The organism is Citrobacter freundii complex sp. CFNIH4, from assembly GCF_002934505.1.
In the GTDB taxonomy this organism is placed as follows: domain Bacteria; phylum Pseudomonadota; class Gammaproteobacteria; order Enterobacterales; family Enterobacteriaceae; genus Citrobacter; species Citrobacter freundii.
Genome location: NZ_CP026231.1, coordinates 3,432,993 through 3,452,314 on the forward strand (window position 1 = coordinate 3,432,993; position 19,322 = coordinate 3,452,314).

A 19,322-nucleotide genomic window follows, 5' to 3' on the forward strand; every position below is an offset into this window, starting at 1 on the left:
ATCAGTAAAGAAGGACACCCACAGGGGGTGCCCTTTCAGGTTCAGGACACGCTTTTTTTATGTCTGCGCAGCCAGATTAATTTGTAGGCGGCAGGAATAATGAACAGGGACAGCAGCGGAGCCGTGATCATCCCACCAATCATGGGTGCCGCGATACGGCTCATGACTTCTGAACCTGCACCGGTTCCCCAGAGTATTGGCAGCAGACCCGCAATGATCACCGCCACGGTCATGGCTTTCGGCCGGACACGCAGTACGGCACCATGATAGAGGGCTTCATCAAGGCCTTCCGGTGTGAACGTCTCTTTACGGGACAATTCCGGGTGCGCTTCAATGGCATGACGCAGATACATCAGCATGACCACGCCAAACTCTGCTGCCACCCCGGCCAGAGCGATAAACCCCGTTCCGGTTGCGACAGACATATGGAAGCCCTGCCAGTACAGGAACCATATCCCGCCAACCAGGGCGAACGGCAGGCTCATCAGGATCAGCAGGGCTTCATCAACCCGGCGGAATGCCAGATACAACAGGATGAAGATGATCATCACCGTCATCGGCACCATCAGCTTCAGTTTCTTGTTGGCATGCTCAAGCAGTTCAAACTGTCCGGAGAATGACACGCTGGTACCCGGTCTCAGTTTCACTTTCTGACTGATCGCCGTTTTAATGTCATTAACCACCGACACCATATCCCTGCCGCGCGCGTCAATGTAAATCCAGCTGGCTGGACGGGCATTTTCCGTTTTCAGCATAGTCGGCCCGGAAACGACCTTAATATCCGCAACATCGCCCAGCGTGATCTGCTGCTTCATCGGGGTCAGGATCGGCATCTGTTTCAGGGCCTGCGGGCTGTTCCGGTAATCCTGCGGATAGCGGATATTAATCGGGTACCGGGCCACGCCTTCAACCGTCTCACCCACCATAGCCCCACCGATGGCTGATGAGATGAACAGCTGCACATCGCCCACCGTCATTCCGTAGCGGGAGGCTTTTTCCCGGTTGATATCCACATCAATGTAGCGCCCGCCTTCCAGTCGCTCTGCGAGAGCAGACACTACGCCGGGTACGGTTTTGGCGACCGCTTCGATACTCTGCGCCGTTGCATCGATATCGGACAGAACCGTTCCGGACACCTTGATACCTATCGGGCTTTTGATCCCGGTTGAGAGCATATCAATACGGTTACGGATTGGCGGCACCCAGAGGTTTGCCAGCCCCGGTAAACGGACGGTCCTGTCGAGTTCTTCAATAATCTTGTCAATCGTCATGCCTGGACGCCACTGATCCTCAGGTTTGAGCTGGATCGTGGTTTCAACCATTTCGAGCGGTGCGGAATCCGTGGCGGTCTCTGCTTTACCGGTCTTGCCAAATACAGAGGCCACTTCAGGAACGCTTTTGATTAACTTGTCCGTCGTCTGCAGGAGCGCTGCAGCTTCAGCCGGAGAGACACCCGGCAGGGTCGACGGCATATACAACAGGTCGCCCTCGTTAATCTTCGGCAGAAACTCACCGCCCACCTGGCTCAGCGGCCAGATAACGGTGAAAATGGACAAGGCCGCAACCAGCAGGGTTGTTTTTGGCCAGTGGAGAACCCGCAACAGCAATGGATGATACGCTTTGATCAGTACCCGGTTCAGGGGGTTACTGGTCTCTGCAGGAATTTTCCCCCGGATCCAGAATCCCATCAGAATCGGAATGACGATGATGGCCAGCGCGGCCGCGCCCGCCATGGAGTACGTTTTCGTGAATGCCAGCGGGCCAAACAGACGTCCTTCCTGACCTTCCAGGGTAAAGATAGGAATAAAGGACAGGGTGATGATCAGCAGGCTGATAAACAGTGCGGGTCCCACTTCAACGGAGGCATCGGTAATCACCTTCCAGCGGGTGGCGTTGTCAATCTGCTCACCAGGATGCTGATGATCCCACTCCTCAAGCCGCTTATGCGCATTCTCAATCATCACAATGGCGGCATCCACCATCGCACCGACGGCAATCGCTATCCCTCCCAGCGACATGATATTGGCGTTCAGTCCCTGGAAGTGCATGACGATAAAGGCGATACACAGACCAAGCGGCAGAGAGATAATCGCCACCAGGGCAGAACGTACGTGCCACAGGAACAGGGCACAGACGATGGCCACCACGATAAACTCTTCCAGAAGTTTGGAACTGAGGTTATCAATCGCCCGGTCGATGAGCTGGCTGCGATCGTAGGTGGTCACGATTTCAACGCCTTCCGGCAGGCTGGCCTTCAGCGTCTCAAGTTTATCCCTCACTGCCGTGATAACGTCGCGTGCATTTTTACCCGACCGCAGGATCACCACGCCGCCAGCGACTTCGCCCTGGCCGTTCAGCTCGGCAATACCACGCCGCATTTCAGGCCCGGTCTGCACGCGGGCAACATCCCGCAGATAAACCGGCACGCCGTTCTCGCCTGTTTTCAGGACGATGTTATTAAAATCATCAATGCTCTGAAGATAACCGCTGGCACGGACCATATACTCAGCTTCGGCCATTTCAACGGATGAGCCACCGGCCTCCTGGTTAGACGATTCAAGGGCCTGTTTCACTTCGGGCAGGCTGATACCATACTGAGACAGTTTTACCGGATTGACCTGAATCTGGTACTGTTTCACCACGCCGCCAACCGAAGCGACCTCAGCCACGTTCGGGATGGTTTTCAGCTCAAATTTCAGGAACCAGTCCTGCAGAGAACGCAGTTCTGAAAGGTCGTGTTTTCCGCTGCGATCGACAAGGGCATATTCAAATATCCAGCCCACCCCCGTGGCGTCCGGACCGATTTCAGAACTCACACCGGCGGGCAGTTTTCCCTGTACCTGGTTCAGGTACTCCAGCACGCGGGAACGGGCCCAGTACAGATCGGTGCCGTCTTCAAAAATGACATACACATACGAATCACCGAACTGTGAAAAACCACGCACGTTTTTTGCGCCAGGCACGGACAGCATGGTGGTGGTAAGTGGATAGGTGACCTGGTTTTCTACAATCTGCGGGGCCTGGCCGGGATAGCTGGTTTTGATAATGACCTGCACATCTGACAGGTCAGGCAAGGCATCGACAGGCGTGTTAATAATCGTCCATGTGCCCCAGATGCTGAGAAACAGGGCCCCCATCATGACCAGGAAACGGTTGGCGACAGAGCGCCGGATAATCCATTCAATCATCGTCGTCTCCTCAGTGCCCTGAATGCATATTTACAGGCTGGTCAGACATTGCTGGCATACTGCTTTCTGTTTTTTCAGGGTGGCGCATACGTTCCAGTGCGCCCGTAATATTGGCTTCAGAGTCAATGAGGAACAGGCCACTGACCACCACGGTATCGCCTTCATTCAGGCCGGAGCCGATGCCGGACTGTTGCTGTGACTCATGCAGAACGTGGATCTGTTTCGGCACAAACTTGCCTTCATCATCAACAGTAATCACGCGCTGTTCTTTGCCGGTATCGATAACGGCCTGGCTTGGTATCAGCAGCATCTCCTGGCTTCTGGTATTCAGTTTCAGATAGGCATTCATGCCCGGCTTGAGAAACTCATCCTTATTAGAAACCTGGAGACGGACCTGAAGCGTACGGGTTGTCTGATCCACGCTGGGAAGAATATTCCATTTTTCGACATGGAATGTTTTATCCGGATAAGCCGGTACCGAAATTTCAAACTGCGACGTATCTTTCAGCAGATAGGCGATAGATTCTGGCACTGCAGCGCTGATCCAGACCGGGTCCATTCCCTGAATCTGAGCCACCACCTTATCTTTCGAAATATTCATGCCGGTGCGCAGGTCAAATGCAGTAATGACACCATCAATAGGTGCTTTAATGGTAAAACGGGTCTGAATGCTCCGGGTAGAACGCAGTCTCTGAATATCCTCTTCCGGCATACCTGCCAGGCGAAGCCGTTCCAGAACGCCTTTAATTTGCGTGGAAGTACCACCGGTGCTGGATAACAGAAGGAATTCACTCTGTGCTTCCACCCAGTCCGGAATGGTAATATCGATAAGTGGCGTCCCCTTCTTCACATGATCGCCAATCGTCATGGGGTAGACTTTTTCGACAAACCCGTCAGAACGCGCCTGCACAATAACAAACTGATACTCGTTATAGCTGACATTAGCCGGGATTGTCTGAGAATAATTCAGCATTCCTCGCGTGACTTTTTGCGTTTTTAATCCCAGATTCTGAACCTGGGTTGGGTCGATACGGATCCCGCCACTGCTTTTATCGCCACTGTCATCAGCATATTTTGGCACCAGGTCCATATCCATAAAGGGCGATTTTCCGGGTTTATCAAATTTGGTATCCGGTTTCATTGGGTCATACCAGAAAAGCACCTTTCGTTCCGGTGCCTTTTGTTCTGTTTTTTCTGTCTTTTGTGCTGAGTTTACATACTGCCAGGCAGTAACCGATATCAGCCCCCCTGCTATGAGGCTGCTGATAATTATTGCAGCATATTTTATCTTTAAAGAAGCCATACAATTTTCCGCTAAAAAATCAAAACACCTGGCATATGCACCTGACGGTTAACTCACACATATACCTATGTGAATGTACAGGCGCACAGGATGTAATCGCTCCGGACAGCCAATCAGGACTGCGTCACGTTAATGCTTTTAAGTAAAGAAATATTACCCTGCTGAATAAACGAGAAATCGACATGGTTGCCGGTTTTCAGGGCATTGATAGCGTCGTCTGCATTAACAAAAGTGAAGCGCATGGTCATTGCAGGCCAGCCCACCGCAGGGATTGCTTCGTGCGAAATGGTGATCTTTTTACTATTTATATCAATTTCTTTAACGATACCGGTGCCCTTGATAACCTGCTGTACCGAAGCATCACTGGCAGTATTCATATCGCCATGCTGATGTGTTTCAGCATGAAGACCGGCAGAAAACATGACAGAGAAGGCACCAAATAAAACGGCTTTAAGTGAATTACGCATTTTAAATTTCCTGATTAATGAAATAAATTTACTCTACCCAACCGCCACCCAGTGCGGTAAACAGATTAATTTCGTTAACCTGCCGGGAATAGGTAAGATCGAGAATGGTTTGCTGCGTAGCGAAGAGAGAACGCTCTGCATCCAGCACTTCAATGTAACTGACAGCACCACTGGAATATAATCCTCTGGCACGCTGGAGAGTTATCTGAAGTGAATCAAGATAACGCTGCTGTGACTCAAGTTGCTGGCTAAGGCTGTCGCGCAGCGCAAGCGTGTCGGAAACATCCTTAAAGGCTGACTGAATTTTTTGTTCGTAATTAACCACCGACTGTTGCTGGCGAATTTCAGCCAGCTTCAGATTGGCTTTATTCCTGCCAGCATTAAATATAGGAATTTCAATTTTAGGGATAAAATTCCACATTCCACTTCCTGACGTAAACAGGCTGGACAGCTCCGTACTGCTTGCGGAAAGACCACTGGTCAGGGTAATTGAGGGGAAAAAGGCCGCTCGCGCTGCGCCAATATTGGCATCAGCCGCTTTCAGCTGATATTCCGCTTCCATAATATCCGGTCGCTGCAGCAAAATTTGTGAAGACAGATTTGGTGGCAATTTTACTGGGGCTATCTCCCCGCCTTTCATCCCTTTTTCTGACGGAAGTGCGCGGTACGTTCCCAGCACCAGTTGCAGGGCATTGTTTGCCTGAGCCAGATCGCCTTCTCGTTTGGCTATTTCGGCGCGGGTACTTTCGATTTGTCCTCGCGCCTGTTCAAGTGCCAGAACGTTCGTACTCCCGGTCACGAGCTGCTGCTCAACGAAAGCATAGGACTGTTGATAATTTTTCAGCGTTTCCCGCGCAATACGAAGTTGTTCGTACGCCAGTTGCTGGCTGAAATAGCTTTGTGAAACGTTGGATACCAGCAGGATGTGTACGGCCCGACGGGCTTCTTCGCTGGCAAAGTAGTTCTGGCGATCAGCATCACTCATGTTCTTAAGTTTGCCGAAAAAATCGAGCTCATAACTGAACTCCAGACCTGCGTCGTACTCCTGTGTGGTCGGCTTGTCACCTTTCAGACCACCGCTGTATGTGATCCCGGATGAGGCATTCAGCTGGGGATAACGATCTGCATCCGTGACGTTGAACTGGGCCCGGGCCTCTTCAACCTTCAGTGCAGCCATTCTCAAATCACGGTTATTAGTCAGGGCTTCAGTAATCAGCCGGGTGACCTGGGGATCGACAAAAAAGTTACGCCAGCCCGTATCCTGATAGCCATTCACCGCTGGCGTCAGGCTGTTACGGGACAGTGAAAACTGCTGGGGTACCGGTGCTGCCGGACGCTGATATTCAGGCGCCAGAGAGACACAACCAGCCAGAATGAAGATTGTGCTGATGCTGAGTAGTTTTAATTTGAACATATTGCTTCTCGTCCAGGCAGACCTGGTAAATGGTTCAAATGAAGTTCAGAGTATTACCAGGGTTACTTTACAGAATGCACTCTGTTTGTCGGGTGACAGAATAATGACAATGTTGTCATTTTTACGGTAATTCGTTGATTACGATCGTGTGCGCAATAGAATGACATTAGCAGCCAGACGGGGAGCAAGATGAAAATATTGATCGTCGAAGACGAAATTAAAACAGGTGAATATCTCAGCAAAGGGCTTACAGAGGCAGGGTTCGTAGTGGATCACGCTGATAATGGTCTTACCGGATATCATCTCGCCATGACAGCCGAGTATGATTTAGTCATTCTGGACATCATGCTGCCTGATGTGAACGGCTGGGATATCATCCGCATGCTGCGCACTGCCGGAAAGGGTATGCCGGTCTTACTACTGACGGCCCTCGGCACGATCGAACACAGGGTCAAAGGACTGGAACTGGGTGCGGACGATTATCTGGTTAAACCCTTTGCGTTTGCCGAACTGCTGGCCCGGGTGAGAACCCTTCTGAGGCGGGGAAACGCGATGATCACGGAAAGCCAGTTTAGGGTGGCTGATCTCTCGATGGATCTCGTATCCAGAAAAGTCAGTCGCGCCGGAAACCGCATTGTGCTCACCAGTAAAGAGTTCAGCCTGCTGGAATTTTTCATTCGCCATCAGGGCGAGGTTCTTCCCCGTTCCCTGATTGCCTCTCAGGTCTGGGACATGAATTTTGACAGCGACACTAACGCGATTGATGTCGCCGTAAAGCGACTCCGCGCTAAAATAGACAACGATTACGGGACAAAGCTGATCCAGACTGTCCGGGGCGTGGGCTATATGCTGGAGGCCCCGGATGCATAGCAAACCTTCCAGGCGCCCTTTCTCACTCGCCCTGCGGCTGACCTTTTTTATCAGCCTGTCCACGATACTGGCTTTTATCGCCTTCACCTGGTTTATGCTGCATTCTGTTGAAAATCATTTTGCCGAGCAGGATGTCAGCGATCTTCAACAAATCAGCACTACCCTGAACCGTATACTGCAGTCCCCGGTGGATCCGGATGAAAAAAAAGTAAGCAAAATAAAGGAGTCGATTGCCAGCTACCGCAACGTTGCCCTTTTGCTCCTCAATCCCAGGGGGGAAGTGCTCTTTAGTTCAGCGCAGGGGGCGGCACTACACCCGGCCGTGAATTCCGCAGATTTTAGCGAGCACAGCCGCGCACGGGATGTCTTTCTCTGGACGGTGGAGGATCCTGCGAGACCGATGGATACCGGGTCTGAAATGAAGATGGAAACATACCGGATTATCGCCTCCTCTGGCCAGGCGATATTTCAGGGCAAACAGCAGAATTATGTCATGCTGACTGGCCTCTCCATTAATTTCCATCTCCATTACCTCGATGCGCTGAAAAAAAATCTGATTGCGATCGCCGTCGTGATAAGCCTGCTGATTGTTCTGATCATTCGCATCGCTGTCCGTCAGGGGCACCTGCCCCTTCGTAATGTCAGCAATGCCATTAAAAACATCACCTCCGAGAATCTTGATGCGCGGCTGGAACCGACACGCGTTCCCATTGAGCTGGAGCAACTGGTTATCTCGTTCAATCATATGATTGGAAAGATTGAGGACGTCTTTACCCGCCAGGCCAATTTCTCTGCCGATATCGCGCATGAGATCAGAACGCCCATCACCAATCTGGTGACGCAGACTGAAATCGCACTGAGTCAGGATCGAACCCAGAAGGAACTTGAGGATGTCCTCTACTCCAGTCTTGAAGAGTATAACCGGATGACCAAAATGGTCAGCGACATGCTGTTTCTGGCACAGGCGGACAATAACCAGCTTATACCTGACAGGGTCCGTTTTGACCTCAGAGCAGAAGTCATGAAAGTCTTCGAGTTTTTCGAAGCCTGGGCCGAAGAACGCAATATCACGCTCAAATTTAACGGGATGCCCTGCCTGGTTGAGGGAGATCCACAAATGTTCAGAAGAGCGATCAATAATCTGTTATCCAATGCCCTGCGTTATACCCCGGAGGGACAGGCCATCACCGTCTCAATAAGAAAGCAGGAGAGCTTTTTTGACCTTGTGATTGAAAATCCAGGGAAACCGATCCCTGAAGAACATTTATCAAGGCTGTTTGACCGTTTTTATCGGGTGGATCCATCCAGACAACGAAAAGGAGAAGGCAGCGGCATCGGCCTTGCGATTGTGAAGTCAATCGTGGAAGCACATCACGGAAGAGTGCAGGTGGAATCAGACGTACGCTCCACGCGTTTTATCTTATCCGTGCCCAGACTGGAGAAAATGATCCCGGAAACCCAATGCTGAAAATAAAGATGTAAATGACAAAGATGTCATTAGCCTGTCATGCAGCAAACAGAAGCCATTCGATATAATTAGTGCAACTTATCAGGAAGGCTGGATTGCTTCATCAATACCCGGCGTCAGAGTACGCCAGGAAATGAATATCCAGCCCTCTTCCGGAGAAATAAACGCTGCCGAACTTGTTTCAGTTATGGAACTGAAAACACCGGTTGTACTTCCCCGGACATCACTAATTCAGAAATGGAGAGTTATCATGAAAAATATCGTATTAGCATCTTTGCTGGGCTTTGGTTTAATTTCATCGGCCTGGGCCACTGAAACCGTGAATATCCATGATCGCGTCAACAATGCACAGGCTCCTGCTCACCAGATGCAGTCTGCTGCGGCTCCTGTCGGGATCCAGGGGACTGCTCCTCGTATGACCGGTATGGACCAGCATGAACAGGCCATTATTGCTCATGAAACCATGACGAACGGCTCGGCGGATGCGCACCAGAAAATGGTGGAAAGTCATCAGAAGATGATGGGAAATAACACGGTATCCACGACCGTCCCGTCAACGTCTTACGCGGCGATGAATGAGCATGAAAGAGCAGCGGTTGCCCATGAATTCATGAATAACGGGCAATCCGGCCCACATCAGGCCATGGCCGAAGCGCACCGCCGCATGATCAATGCAGGCTGAATGCGACGGTAGTATCCGTGCTGTTACCTTTTCCCTGATAGATTTTCCTGAAACAACGTTGCTACATTTTTGCCCCCCGTCAGGGGGCTTTTTTGTCTGACTCAGCTACACTTAACCGGTACCTGTCTGAAAGGAATTATTATAGGGGTCTGACGCTCAGTGGAACGAAAACTCACGTTAAGCGATTGTGGCTGAGAAAAACCAAAGGATCCGGCGAGGATCCTTTGGTGTGCTGACATGACCAGTTTCTTTTGGGATATTTTTTCCCTGCATGAAGTCCTTTATGTCCTGATCATAATGCCATTAAAAATTCTATGCTATGGCTTCGCTATTTTAGACATTCCCTAACAGCTTTGTCTAAATCCGCCACATAAATTGGGGTAGGATGCCCAGATTTCATTTTCCATACAGTATATCCTCCCTTTGTTGCTTTGCCGCGCAGCTCTGTCTGCTTTCCTTCTGTGATTGACCTGCTCCCCGTTGATTAGTACACCCCGATGTTAGTAATGTCTTCATAAGCCACATGAGGACATCCCCATGAAGAAGCGTTTTTCCGACGAACAGATCATCAGTATTCTCCGCGAAGCCGAAGCTGGGGTACCCGCCCGTGAACTCTGCCGCAAGCATGCCATTTCCGATGCCACGTTTTACACCTGGCGTAAGAAGTATGGCGGTATGGAGGTGCCTGAAGTTAAGCGCCTGAAGTCGCTTGAGGAAGAGAACACCAGACTCAAGAAGCTGCTTGCCGAAGCCATGCTGGATAAAGAGGCGCTTCAGGTGGCTCTTGGGCGAAAGTACTGACGACAGACCAGAAGCGGGAAGCCGTGATGTTGATGTGTGATGCGACCGGTCTGTCGCAACGTCGTGCCTGCAGGCTTACAGGTTTATCCCTGTCGACCTGCCGCTATGAGGCTCACCGTCCGGCTGCTGATGCGCATTTATCAGGGCGCATCACTGAGCTGGCACTGGAGCGCAGGCGTTTTGGCTACCGTCGTATTTGGCAGTTGCTGCGCCGTGAAGGGCTTCATGTTAATCATAAGCGCGTGTACCGGCTTTATCACCTCAGTGGCCTGGGCGTAAAACGCAGAAGACGTCGTAAAGGGCTGGCAACAGAACGTCTGCCGCTGCTCCGTCCGGCGGCGCCCAATCTGACCTGGTCGATGGATTTCGTCATGGACGCACTTTCCACCGGTCGCAGGATCAAGTGTCTTACCTGCGTCGATGATTTCACAAAGGAATGCCTGACGGTCACTGTTGCCTTTGGGATTTCAGGCGTTCAGGTCACGCGTATTCTGGACAGCATTGCACTGTTTCGAGGCTATCCGGCGACGATAAGAACTGACCAGGGGCCGGAGTTCACTTGCCGTGCACTGGATCAATGGGCCTTTGAGCATGGTGTTGAGTTGCGCTTAATCCAGCCGGGCAAGCCAACGCAGAACGGATTTATTGAGAGCTTTAACGGACGATTTCGCGATGAATGTTTGAATGAGCACTGGTTCAGCGATATCGTTCATGCCAGGAAAATTATTAATGACTGGCGGCAGGATTATAACGAATGCCGCCCGCACTCCACGCTGAATTATCAGACACCGTCTGAATTTGCAGCGGGCTGGAGAAAGGGTCATTCTGAGAATGAAGATTCCGACGTTACTAACTGAGTGTTGTATCTAATCGTGGGGGCAGGTCAGCCTGACCGTACTGCTGAATTCAAATCAATGATTAGATTGCCATACCACTGCATCATCTCCCTCCTTCCCTCTAGATACTGAGCATGGTTATACGTTCCACGAATTGAGTTCTTATCGACGTGAGCCAGTTGTAGCTCGATCCAAGCTGAGTTAAATCCCTGCTCATGCAAAATAGTACTCATCGTGTGGCGGAATCCATGCCCCGTAACACGCCCGGCATAGCCGATACGCCTGACCAGCACAGTCAATGCCATATCACTCATCGGTTTCTTTGGATTATTACGTCCTGGGAACAGCAACGTTCCCGCTCCCGTCATGGGTTTAAGCTGATTAAGCAAGTCAATTACCTGGCTTGATAACGGAACCAGATGAGGGCGGCGCATTTTCATGCGCTCTGCTGGCACGTTCCAAACCTTCCGCTCAAAATCAAACTCCTGCCACTCCGCTTGCCTCAATTCCCCAGGCCTTACTCCAGTCAAAATAAGTAATTGCATCGCTATTTTAACAAGTACACTACCTGCGTAGGTGTTCAGAGTTTGAAGAAACTCTGGCAATTCATCCTGGGTCAAAAAAGCATAGTGCTCTTTCTCATGGGGAGCTACTGCGCTGGCTAGATCAGGAGCTGGATTGTACTCAGCCCTGCCAGTCACAACGGCATACTTCCAGACCTCTCCACAACGCTGGCGAACCTTACGGACCTTCTCAGTTGCTCCTCGAACTTCTATCTTTGAAAGAACAGCAAGCAACTCCATCGGTTTGATATCTTTGATTGGCCGGTGACCGATATAAGGGAACACATCCTTTTCAAAGGTTCTCAACATTTCTTCGCGGTAGGAGACAGACCAGCGGTCATAGCGACGCTGATACCACTCCCGCGTGATAGCCTCAAAAGAGTTTTCTGCATCTTGTTGACGACTAAGTTTCTCAATTTTCCGTTCAAGAGAAGGATCGTTGCCAGCCGCTAATGTCCTTTTTGCATCCTCACGCTTATTTCTGGCTTCAGCTAAAGAAACATCGGGGTAAACGCCAATAGCGAGCAGCTTCTCTTTACCTAGCGAACGGTATTTGAGACGCCAGTATCTTTTACCGTTGGGATTAACCAGCAGGTAAAGACCACCACCATCAGCGAGTTTGTAGGGCTTATCTTTAGGTTTTGCAGTTTCAACCTGACGAGCTGTCAGCTTCATTGGGGGTACCTCTCAGCAGGGGGTACAATTATACCCCCATCCATACCCCCACATTGAGCTTGACCCTGGGGGAGTACAATTGAGTTCAATAGACTAATAGAATGCTATAACTGCTGATTTATCAAGGGAAAATTGAGTTTGGTAGACTTCAGAAGACTTGAGTTTGGAGCGGGCGAAGGGAATCGAACAAAGAACTTAACTCACTGTAATTAAATTATTTTTATTACATTACATCAATAGCTATACACATTCGTATACAGTAATTCTTCTGCTTGGATTTTCACAGAACTGCACATAGTTTGGTTGCCAAACAGGGAACCCAACTACCACAACATAATCAAGCTAGCATCCCCGGATAGTGTCTGGCAATAATATCGTTGAGCCGCTCAATCAGCTCGGGACGCTTGAACGCAATGTGCGCACTCCCCTTCTGAAAATAATTAATCCTGAATAGCTCATCGTCATACACTTCAGAAGTCCGCTGCTGGCCGATATGGTCACTCAGCCGACAGGCAATGTCAGCCCGATTGTCCGGAAGCAGCTTACCATCAAGTAGTGTCAGCATACGTTCCAGATCAACAATCTGGTCGCGTCGATAGCCATGTGTGAAGCTAAACCCCCAGCGGTTGTAAGAAACCAGACCATCCATGATGATCTTTTTTCCAAACCTACAGGGTGAGTTCGTTTTATAATCCCACGATAACGCTTTAAAAACGTTGATAACACCACGCTCAAAAACGGCCTGTTTGTCGTGATTCAGTTGCTCAAAGGTACTAAGGATATTGTTTTCAGAGATCGCGGGGATATCGTTTTTCTCCAGGCTTTTGTGCCACTCGTCACGCGCCTGAGCATCCATCAGGGTCAGCATGCCTGATTTATTCATCATATCGCGCCAGATGCGGCGATCAATATTGCGGGTCATCGCTTTCATTGCTTTATCGGTTTTTTCCGTGAACCAGCAATCGTAGCGATGGCCATCCCGCATTCCCCACTCTTGTGCTGTACCACCGCCGATATCGTGGGTCAGAATGGAGATATCATCAAGTTCACTGATAAGGCTTTGAATCCGTGTCAGCGCAGCATTACGGCCTGTAACAATACGTTCAATGCTGGTGGAGCAAATCACATCAGTGTGCCCGGTTAACACTTCGGGTTCATTAACATTATTTCCGGCCATTATTTCTCTCCTTTATAGTCAGAAAAACACCAGCCGCTCAGGGCTGGTGTTTATGTACTTGTGGGATGCGGTTCTTTTTATCCGAATCATCGCTTGCCTGAAGCGTTGGCCTGCGGATGTTGTCCTCTGGTAATAGCCGTCACCTCTTTATACGTGCCACGGTTCATCAGCCCCGCAGCCTTTCTGGCCCGGAGGATATCAATGGGTGTGATAAACGGAGACTGCTCCCTGATGCTGAAGCCTGGCCGGTCAGTGCGGACCAGTTCATACTTTTCTACAATAAAATTCAGGGCATCGGACAGCGAGATACCTGCGTCGATATGCTGCTGAATCACCTGTTCATCACTGAACGGCGTATCGTTAAGCGTGAGACCATAGTGATGTTCCAGCAGGCAGGTCAGCAGGGTCTGCCAGACACCCACGGGAGACGGGCGTGACGATGCCGCCCGCATGAGGGGGGATAATTTGGTTTGCATAAACGTTATCTCTTTAGTGGGAAGATATGTGCGTTGAAGGGCGAAGTATTAAAGTGTTATGCCGTGGTGACGGGAGTGGGATAAATCGCGATATAAACGTAGCCGTGCGAACCGAGCGTATCCGCCTCGCAGGTCAGACCTTTTGCATACAGTGTGACGCCGTGCTGATGACGGGGATTCAGTTCACCGCTGGTGAGCATTAACTCCAGCTGTTTCATCAGTACCGGGAAGGCCTGGTCAAGATAGCGCAAATCCGCATCGCAGAACTGACCATCAAAGTTCGCACGGTCAGCCAGGTAATGCAGGGAGTTTCTCTCCTGGACCAGACGGGCCCCAAAACACGGGGAGACACTGCGTCTGAGCCCCCACCAGGGTTCGCTGATATCATGCGTTGTTATCGTGGTTTTCTTCGACAAAATGTAGCTCTCCTTAAACGTGGATTAATTCAACGTAACGCTGCGCAATACGACATAGGGGCCGTTGCGGTCCTGGCGGCGCTCTGCGAATACGGCCAGTACACCGCTGATATCTTCCACCTCGCGACCGGCATAGTGGCAGATGCTGCCGGACCACGCGTATTTGCCGGTACAGAAGCGGAACAACTGGGACTGTGGATACTGGCGGTATATCGCCATTGCCTGACGTTTACTGATAATTTTCATTAATACTCCTCCCTTATAACCAGCCCCGTTCAGCAAACGAGACGATATCCATTCCGCCGATGACGAGGTGGTCCAGGAGACGCACATCCACAAGGTCCAGAGCGTTCTTCAGACGCTCTGTCACCCGTCTGTCAGACTGGCTGGGTTCGGCATGGCCTGAAGGATGACAGTGAGCAACAATCAGCGCTGCTGCATTGTATTTCAGGGAGGCCTTCACCACTTCCCGTGGATGGACTTCGGTATGGCTGATGGTGCCTTTGAACAGCGTTTCGTGCGTAATCAGCCGGTGCTGGTTATCCAGCAGCAGCAGAACAAATGCCTCTCTTTCCTCCATTGTCAGCTGAAGACGTAACCAGTCACGTACTGAGCTGCTGGAGGTAAATGACGCGCCGGGCTCGCGTAACTGGCGCTCCAGCAGAGCCAGCGCCTCGCGGATGGTCTGTTGTGCGGAGGCTGTCAGTTCATACGCAAACAACGGTAACTGTTTTTCCATGGTGCAGGACCTCAGTCGATGATGTACATAATGGCGTTGCGTTCAGGATGGTTCAGCGCGTAATCCCGCAGACGGTAATAATGCTCCGTCATGGCATCACACTCCGTGCGGCAGGCATGGTGGCTGTAAGCCATCAGACAGGATGCAATCCCGGCAGCTTCAGCACTCATATCAGCGCCGTTACCACTCAGGATATTAAACAGCGACCAGGGACCTTCATTCTCTTCCGGAGCCATGAAAGCACCACCGTTGCTGAGAGTGTAAAAGGCCCAGACGCCACCGTTGTAATCCGCACACAACCGGTCCATCCAGGCAAAAATGTGGGGTTCGAGGGTTATCCACTGCGGGATACGGCCAAAATGCTGAGGCCAGAAACGAAGGCGCTGTTCATCTTTAACAGGTGTGGCACAAAGAGTGTCTGTCGGAATGGTGTTATCCGTTAATGCGTTGTTCATGATTAATAACTCCGGAAATAAAAAAACCAGCCGGTCAGAGCTGGCGGGAAAGGCTGAGACTAAAGTCTGTTAAGACCGGTCAGGACCTGCGGATGCCATAACGTGCGATGTAGCGATTCAGCATCACTCCGGCTTCAGGTTCAAAGTTCCATGCCCGCCAGACCATCACACCTTCACAACGGATAACCAGACGAAAATGCATCCCCTGGTCGTCTTCAATGGCGATATTGTCATATTGTGCTGCAATGCCTGAGGCCTGCTCACGCGTAAACGGGCCGGAGGGAAGGTGTGGGTGGCTTTCTGTGTTCACGGGTATGTTTCTCCTCGTCGAAGTCATGCCTGTCCCAGCAGTTCGAGCATATTCTCTGCCATCACCCACAGCGCACGGTTAAGCTTCACATCGCCGTCGATACCGTTCACAGCACGGGTACGGTTGCTTCGCCCTTGTGCGGTGCGCCCCGAGAGTCCTCCCTTCATCAGGTTCTCCTGCACCCGCTGATACACCGTCCAGAGGTCATCACTGCGGTCTTCGTAACGACGTGGCGTCAGTATCTGAGCAGTAGTTACGGGGTGGTGGTCTTCACCAAAACGATAGTGCAGAGCAGCCCTCGCCATCGCCTGCTGCGCTGGTGGCGGTAACAGAGCCGACTGCATGGCATCACGTTTCTCCTCAACCCGGTCAAATATCCCCAGTACCTCATAAGCCCCTTCAATAACTTTCTCCACCACATCCCCTTTATGTGGCACCCGCACTTCGCCGAATGACTGCCCGCAGACCAGCCCGTTGGTGCAGACGCCACGAAACAATCCCGGCAACATCTGATAGCTGGGTGAGCCATCATGTGAATTGAGGAGGATAATTTCGGGAACCTGATGTCCGGTAAGTTGCCCGGTACGACGCAGGCGCAACATATGTTTGGTGTGCTCCCGTCGGCCCTGGTCACGTACGCGGGTCTGGCAGGCAAAGAAAGGCTCAAAACCTTCCCGCTGCAGATTATCAAGAATAGTGATGGTCGGTATCCAGGTATATCGGTCACTGCGGGATTCGTGTTTATTCTCACTAAAAACACTGGGGACGTATTGCATTAATTCTTCACGGGTTAACGGGCGGTCGCGCCGTACCTGATTTACCCGTCCAAAACGACTGGCTAGGGAAGGTGCGAACAAGTTCCTGATATGAGATCATCATATTCATCCGGAGCGCATCCCAGAGGGACATCATGAGCCATCAACTCACCTTCGCCGATAGTGAATTCAGCACTAAGCGCCGTCAGACCCGAAAAGAGATTTTCCTCTCCCGCATGGAGCAGATTCTGCCATGGCAGAATATGACCGCTGTCATCGAGCCGTTTTATCCCAAGGCGGGCAATGGCCGACGGCCCTATCCGCTGGAGACCATGCTGCGTATTTACTGCATGCAGCATTGGTACAACCTGAGCGACGGTGCCATGGAAGATGCCCTGTACGAAATCGCCTCCATGCGCCTGTTTGCCCGATTATCCCTGGATAGCGCCCTGCCGGATCGCACCACCATCATGAATTTCCGCCACCTGCTCGAGCAGCATCAACTGGCCCGTCAATTGTTCAAGACCATCAATCGCTGGCTGGCCGAAGCAGGCGTCATGATGACCCAAGGCACTTTGGTGGATGCCACCATCATTGAGGCACCCAGCTCTACCAAGAACAAAGAGCAGCAACGCGATCCGGAGATGCATCAGACCAAGAAAGGCAATCAGTGGCACTTTGGCATGAAGGCCCACATTGGTGTCGATGCCAAGAGTGGCCTGACCCACAGCCTAGTTACCACCGCGGCCAACGAGCATGACCTCAATCAGCTGTGTAATCTGCTTCATGGAGAGGAGCAATTTGTCTCAGCCGATGCCGGCTACCAAGGAGCGCCACAGCGCGAGGAGCTGGCCGAGGTGGATGTTGACTGGCTGATCGCCGAGCGTCCCGGCAAGGTAAAAACCTTGAAGCAGCATCCGCGCAAGAACAAAACGGCCATCAACATCGAATACATGAAAGCCAGCATCCGTGCCAAGGTGGAGCACCCGTTTCGCATCATCAAGCGGCAGTTCGGCTTCGTGAAAGCCAGATACAAGGGGCTGCTGAAAAACGATAACCAACTGGCGATGTTATTCACCCTGGCCAACCTGTTTCGGGTGGACCAAATGATACGTCAGTGGGAGAGATCTCAGTAAAAACCGGAAATAACGCCAGAAATGGTGGAAAAAATAGCCTAAATAGGCTGATTCGATGTGTTTGCGGGAAAAAAATCGGCCCAGATCCGCGAAATTTTAATCAGCGAGTCAGCTTGGGAAGAAATGACCTGCTTATTCGCACCTTCCCTAGTTTCATGATGAGCTCCTTAATTTATCTCTTTGCACCAAACGGCTTAACCTCAGAAGAATAGATATATGCTTCGAGGAATAACGGATTTTCACCAAAGTAATATAGGTTCAAATTTACCCATAACTTAATAAAAAAATCCCAAACATTATATGTGATAACTCCAGAGCAATTTGATGGCTAAAAAGGTATAAAAATCATGAATATCGTTAATTCCTTCCTTTATTGCAACTTCAACCCCGGACTAAAGAACAGTGGCGTTTGTCTATGTATGTATATAGATGTGTATATAGATGTGTATATAGATGTGTATATAGATGTGTATATAGATGTGTATATAGATGTGTATATAGATGTGTATATAGATGTGTATATAGATGTGTATATAGATGTGTATATAGATGTGTATATAGATGTGTATATAGATGTGTATATAGATTATATGATACATATCGACACATATAAAACAATGCCTGTAGATTAATAAACATGAGAACATATGTAATTCAATACATTGAAACAAAAAAACATTCCATCACTAATACAACAACGCTCATGTATATAACTCGGTAAGTAAACATATACCGTATGCATAATGCATATGAACAATACAAGCGTAGAGAAAGTGATTTAATTAAATAATCAACTCTACTACGACTAACACTTTCGAAATATAAAAAGGAAATAAATAGTATGTACGAATATATCACCTCTCACGGAAAATTGAATCAATACCATTTAAAGAAAATAGAACAAACTATTGATAAAGCATTAAGTGAACACCCAAGAGTATTGGCTGTAAGAATAGATTTACATACTCCTGTTCTCAAACCATTAAATGACATGCCTGATGAGGCTAATTTCGCAAGGACAGATTCATCAGTAATATCCCGCTTTACGGATTCTCTGAAAGCAAAAATTTCACATCATCTTAACAAACGGGAGAAAGAGGGTAAACGCGTTCGTAAAACATCATTACGCGTTGTCTGGGCCAGAGAGTTTGTACCTGATTCACATAAGAAACATTATCACGTATTACTGTTACTCAACGGGGACACTTTCAATACACTGGGAGCGTACGATAGTAAAAAAGGTACACTCCTCCGCCTTATACGTGAGTCATGGATGAGTGCTGTCAGTTTCATATATCCCCCCGATAAAGAGTTAGTCCACACACCCAGGAATCCTTGTTATTACCTGAATGCAAAGGATGGCAAGAAAAGTGAGTCATATGGCTCGCTGATTTACCGGACAAGTTACTTTGCAAAAAAGAAAAGCAAATGCTTTACAGATGGTGAACGTAATTTTGGATGTAGCTTTAAATAATGGCATCACAAATTATCTATTTCCCCATGAGCAAAACAGACCAGTACAGGGCTGTTCATGACTCATATCTGTACAGTATCAGGTAGCAAAACAATCCTGACTAAAAAATATCAATCC

The 19,322-nt window shown here is 49.9% G+C and carries 20 protein-coding genes; 7 read left to right on the forward strand and 13 right to left on the reverse strand.

From position 1 onward, the window contains the following. Positions 1–41 precede the first annotated feature (41 nt). The 4 genes from silA to silC all read right to left on the reverse strand — a co-directional run bounded on the left by silA (position 42) and on the right by silC (position 6,372). The gene (gene silA / locus C2U41_RS17495) at positions 42–3,188 is read right to left on the reverse strand and encodes a Cu(+)/Ag(+) efflux RND transporter permease subunit SilA (RefSeq protein ID WP_103849176.1); all 3,147 of its coding nucleotides are present in this window, start codon (positions 3,186–3,188) and stop codon (positions 42–44) included. A 10-nt stretch (positions 3,189–3,198) separates the two neighbouring features. Next, complete coding sequence (gene silB, locus C2U41_RS17500) at positions 3,199–4,491, reverse strand: Cu(+)/Ag(+) efflux RND transporter periplasmic adaptor subunit SilB (RefSeq protein WP_000157620.1); 1,293 nt, start codon at positions 4,489–4,491, stop codon at positions 3,199–3,201. A 113-nt stretch (positions 4,492–4,604) separates the two neighbouring features. Then, positions 4,605–4,958 carry a cation efflux system protein CusF gene (cusF, locus tag C2U41_RS17505; RefSeq protein ID WP_043016711.1) on the reverse strand — a complete coding sequence of 118 codons (354 nt, stop codon included), beginning with the start codon at positions 4,956–4,958 and terminating at the stop codon, positions 4,605–4,607. 28 nt (positions 4,959–4,986) lie between these two features. Next, entirely contained in the window at positions 4,987–6,372 is a 1,386-nt protein-coding gene (gene silC, locus C2U41_RS17510; protein WP_038633711.1) for a Cu(+)/Ag(+) efflux RND transporter outer membrane channel SilC, read from the reverse strand. A gap of 189 nt (positions 6,373–6,561) precedes the next feature. Here silC and silR point away from each other — a divergent pair, with 189 nt between their 5' ends. From silR to C2U41_RS17535, 4 genes are all read left to right on the forward strand, one after another. Continuing rightward, positions 6,562–7,242, forward strand: coding sequence for a copper/silver response regulator transcription factor SilR (gene silR, locus C2U41_RS17520; protein ID WP_038633715.1), 681 nt, complete (start codon positions 6,562–6,564; stop codon positions 7,240–7,242). Next, complete coding sequence (silS, locus tag C2U41_RS17525; RefSeq protein WP_032433718.1) at positions 7,235–8,710, forward strand: copper/silver sensor histidine kinase SilS; 1,476 nt, start codon at positions 7,235–7,237, stop codon at positions 8,708–8,710. The genes silR and silS overlap by 8 nt, the downstream gene beginning before the upstream one ends. 250 nt (positions 8,711–8,960) lie before the next feature. Further along, positions 8,961–9,392, forward strand: coding sequence for a silver-binding protein SilE (gene silE, locus C2U41_RS17530; protein ID WP_000790483.1), 432 nt, complete (start codon positions 8,961–8,963; stop codon positions 9,390–9,392). Positions 9,393–9,929: 537 nt separating this feature from the next. Then, a protein-coding gene (locus tag C2U41_RS17535; protein ID WP_085950818.1) for an IS3-like element ISSen4 family transposase occupies positions 9,930–11,050 on the forward strand; the annotation gives its coding sequence in 2 pieces (ribosomal slippage) (positions 9,930–10,188 and positions 10,188–11,050; 1,122 coding nt in all). Between the two features lie 26 nt (positions 11,051–11,076). On the opposite strand, the gene C2U41_RS17540 is transcribed toward C2U41_RS17535, so the two are convergent. The 9 genes from C2U41_RS17540 to C2U41_RS17580 form a co-directional block, all read right to left on the reverse strand. Further along, on the reverse strand, positions 11,077–12,267 hold the full coding sequence (locus tag C2U41_RS17540; protein WP_048998164.1) for a tyrosine-type recombinase/integrase: 1,191 nt from the start codon (positions 12,265–12,267) through the stop codon (positions 11,077–11,079). A gap of 337 nt (positions 12,268–12,604) precedes the next feature. Then, positions 12,605–13,444 carry a DUF4942 domain-containing protein gene (locus C2U41_RS17545; protein WP_049238632.1) on the reverse strand — a complete coding sequence of 280 codons (840 nt, stop codon included), beginning with the start codon at positions 13,442–13,444 and terminating at the stop codon, positions 12,605–12,607. A gap of 86 nt (positions 13,445–13,530) precedes the next feature. Further along, positions 13,531–13,920 carry a TA system toxin CbtA family protein gene (locus C2U41_RS17550; protein ID WP_049238634.1) on the reverse strand — a complete coding sequence of 130 codons (390 nt, stop codon included), beginning with the start codon at positions 13,918–13,920 and terminating at the stop codon, positions 13,531–13,533. A gap of 56 nt (positions 13,921–13,976) precedes the next feature. Then, complete coding sequence (locus tag C2U41_RS17555) at positions 13,977–14,336, reverse strand: type IV toxin-antitoxin system YeeU family antitoxin (protein WP_049238636.1); 360 nt, start codon at positions 14,334–14,336, stop codon at positions 13,977–13,979. A 24-nt stretch (positions 14,337–14,360) separates the two neighbouring features. Beyond that, positions 14,361–14,582 (reverse strand): DUF987 domain-containing protein, encoded by a 222-nt coding sequence (locus C2U41_RS17560; protein ID WP_049238638.1) that lies wholly within the window; start codon positions 14,580–14,582, stop codon positions 14,361–14,363. A gap of 13 nt (positions 14,583–14,595) precedes the next feature. After that, positions 14,596–15,075, reverse strand: coding sequence for a RadC family protein (radC, locus tag C2U41_RS17565; RefSeq protein ID WP_049238640.1), 480 nt, complete (start codon positions 15,073–15,075; stop codon positions 14,596–14,598). Between the two features lie 11 nt (positions 15,076–15,086). Next, complete coding sequence (locus C2U41_RS17570; protein WP_049238643.1) at positions 15,087–15,530, reverse strand: antirestriction protein; 444 nt, start codon at positions 15,528–15,530, stop codon at positions 15,087–15,089. 79 nt (positions 15,531–15,609) lie between these two features. Next, positions 15,610–15,840, reverse strand: coding sequence for a DUF905 domain-containing protein (locus tag C2U41_RS17575; RefSeq protein ID WP_103849255.1), 231 nt, complete (start codon positions 15,838–15,840; stop codon positions 15,610–15,612). A 23-nt stretch (positions 15,841–15,863) separates the two neighbouring features. Then, positions 15,864–16,697, reverse strand: coding sequence for a DUF932 domain-containing protein (locus C2U41_RS17580; RefSeq protein WP_103849254.1), 834 nt, complete (start codon positions 16,695–16,697; stop codon positions 15,864–15,866). A gap of 53 nt (positions 16,698–16,750) precedes the next feature. Between C2U41_RS17580 and C2U41_RS17585 the strand changes: the two genes are divergently transcribed. From C2U41_RS17585 to C2U41_RS17600, 3 genes are all read left to right on the forward strand, one after another. Beyond that, on the forward strand, positions 16,751–17,731 hold the full coding sequence (locus tag C2U41_RS17585; RefSeq protein ID WP_032170067.1) for an IS5-like element ISKpn26 family transposase: 981 nt from the start codon (positions 16,751–16,753) through the stop codon (positions 17,729–17,731). Further along, positions 17,713–17,943, forward strand: coding sequence for a hypothetical protein (locus C2U41_RS30000; RefSeq protein ID WP_308457706.1), 231 nt, complete (start codon positions 17,713–17,715; stop codon positions 17,941–17,943). Before C2U41_RS17585 ends, C2U41_RS30000 begins: the two co-directional genes overlap by 19 nt. 629 nt (positions 17,944–18,572) lie before the next feature. Then, complete coding sequence (locus tag C2U41_RS17600) at positions 18,573–19,205, forward strand: inovirus Gp2 family protein (protein WP_049238458.1); 633 nt, start codon at positions 18,573–18,575, stop codon at positions 19,203–19,205. Positions 19,206–19,322: the final 117 nt, after the last annotated feature.

What these genes read in the sequence shown, in the direction of transcription:
- silE (WP_000790483.1), top strand. Translation starts at nt 8,961, where the DNA reads ATGAAAAATATCGTATTAGCATCTTTGCTGGGCTTTGGTTTAATTTCA.
- cusF (WP_043016711.1), bottom strand. Translation starts at nt 4,958, where the DNA reads ATGCGTAATTCACTTAAAGCCGTTTTATTTGGTGCCTTCTCTGTCATG.
- C2U41_RS17540 (WP_048998164.1), bottom strand. Translation starts at nt 12,267, where the DNA reads ATGAAGCTGACAGCTCGTCAGGTTGAAACTGCAAAACCTAAAGATAAG.
- silS (WP_032433718.1), top strand. Translation starts at nt 7,235, where the DNA reads ATGCATAGCAAACCTTCCAGGCGCCCTTTCTCACTCGCCCTGCGGCTG.
- C2U41_RS17545 (WP_049238632.1), bottom strand. Translation starts at nt 13,444, where the DNA reads ATGGCCGGAAATAATGTTAATGAACCCGAAGTGTTAACCGGGCACACT.
- C2U41_RS17550 (WP_049238634.1), bottom strand. Translation starts at nt 13,920, where the DNA reads ATGCAAACCAAATTATCCCCCCTCATGCGGGCGGCATCGTCACGCCCG.
- C2U41_RS17600 (WP_049238458.1), top strand. Translation starts at nt 18,573, where the DNA reads ATGTACGAATATATCACCTCTCACGGAAAATTGAATCAATACCATTTA.
- radC (WP_049238640.1), bottom strand. Translation starts at nt 15,075, where the DNA reads ATGGAAAAACAGTTACCGTTGTTTGCGTATGAACTGACAGCCTCCGCA.
- silR (WP_038633715.1), top strand. Translation starts at nt 6,562, where the DNA reads ATGAAAATATTGATCGTCGAAGACGAAATTAAAACAGGTGAATATCTC.
- silA (WP_103849176.1), bottom strand. Translation starts at nt 3,188, where the DNA reads ATGATTGAATGGATTATCCGGCGCTCTGTCGCCAACCGTTTCCTGGTC.
- C2U41_RS17570 (WP_049238643.1), bottom strand. Translation starts at nt 15,530, where the DNA reads ATGAACAACGCATTAACGGATAACACCATTCCGACAGACACTCTTTGT.
- silB (WP_000157620.1), bottom strand. Translation starts at nt 4,491, where the DNA reads ATGGCTTCTTTAAAGATAAAATATGCTGCAATAATTATCAGCAGCCTC.
- silC (WP_038633711.1), bottom strand. Translation starts at nt 6,372, where the DNA reads ATGTTCAAATTAAAACTACTCAGCATCAGCACAATCTTCATTCTGGCT.
- C2U41_RS17560 (WP_049238638.1), bottom strand. Translation starts at nt 14,582, where the DNA reads ATGAAAATTATCAGTAAACGTCAGGCAATGGCGATATACCGCCAGTAT.
- C2U41_RS17585 (WP_032170067.1), top strand. Translation starts at nt 16,751, where the DNA reads ATGAGCCATCAACTCACCTTCGCCGATAGTGAATTCAGCACTAAGCGC.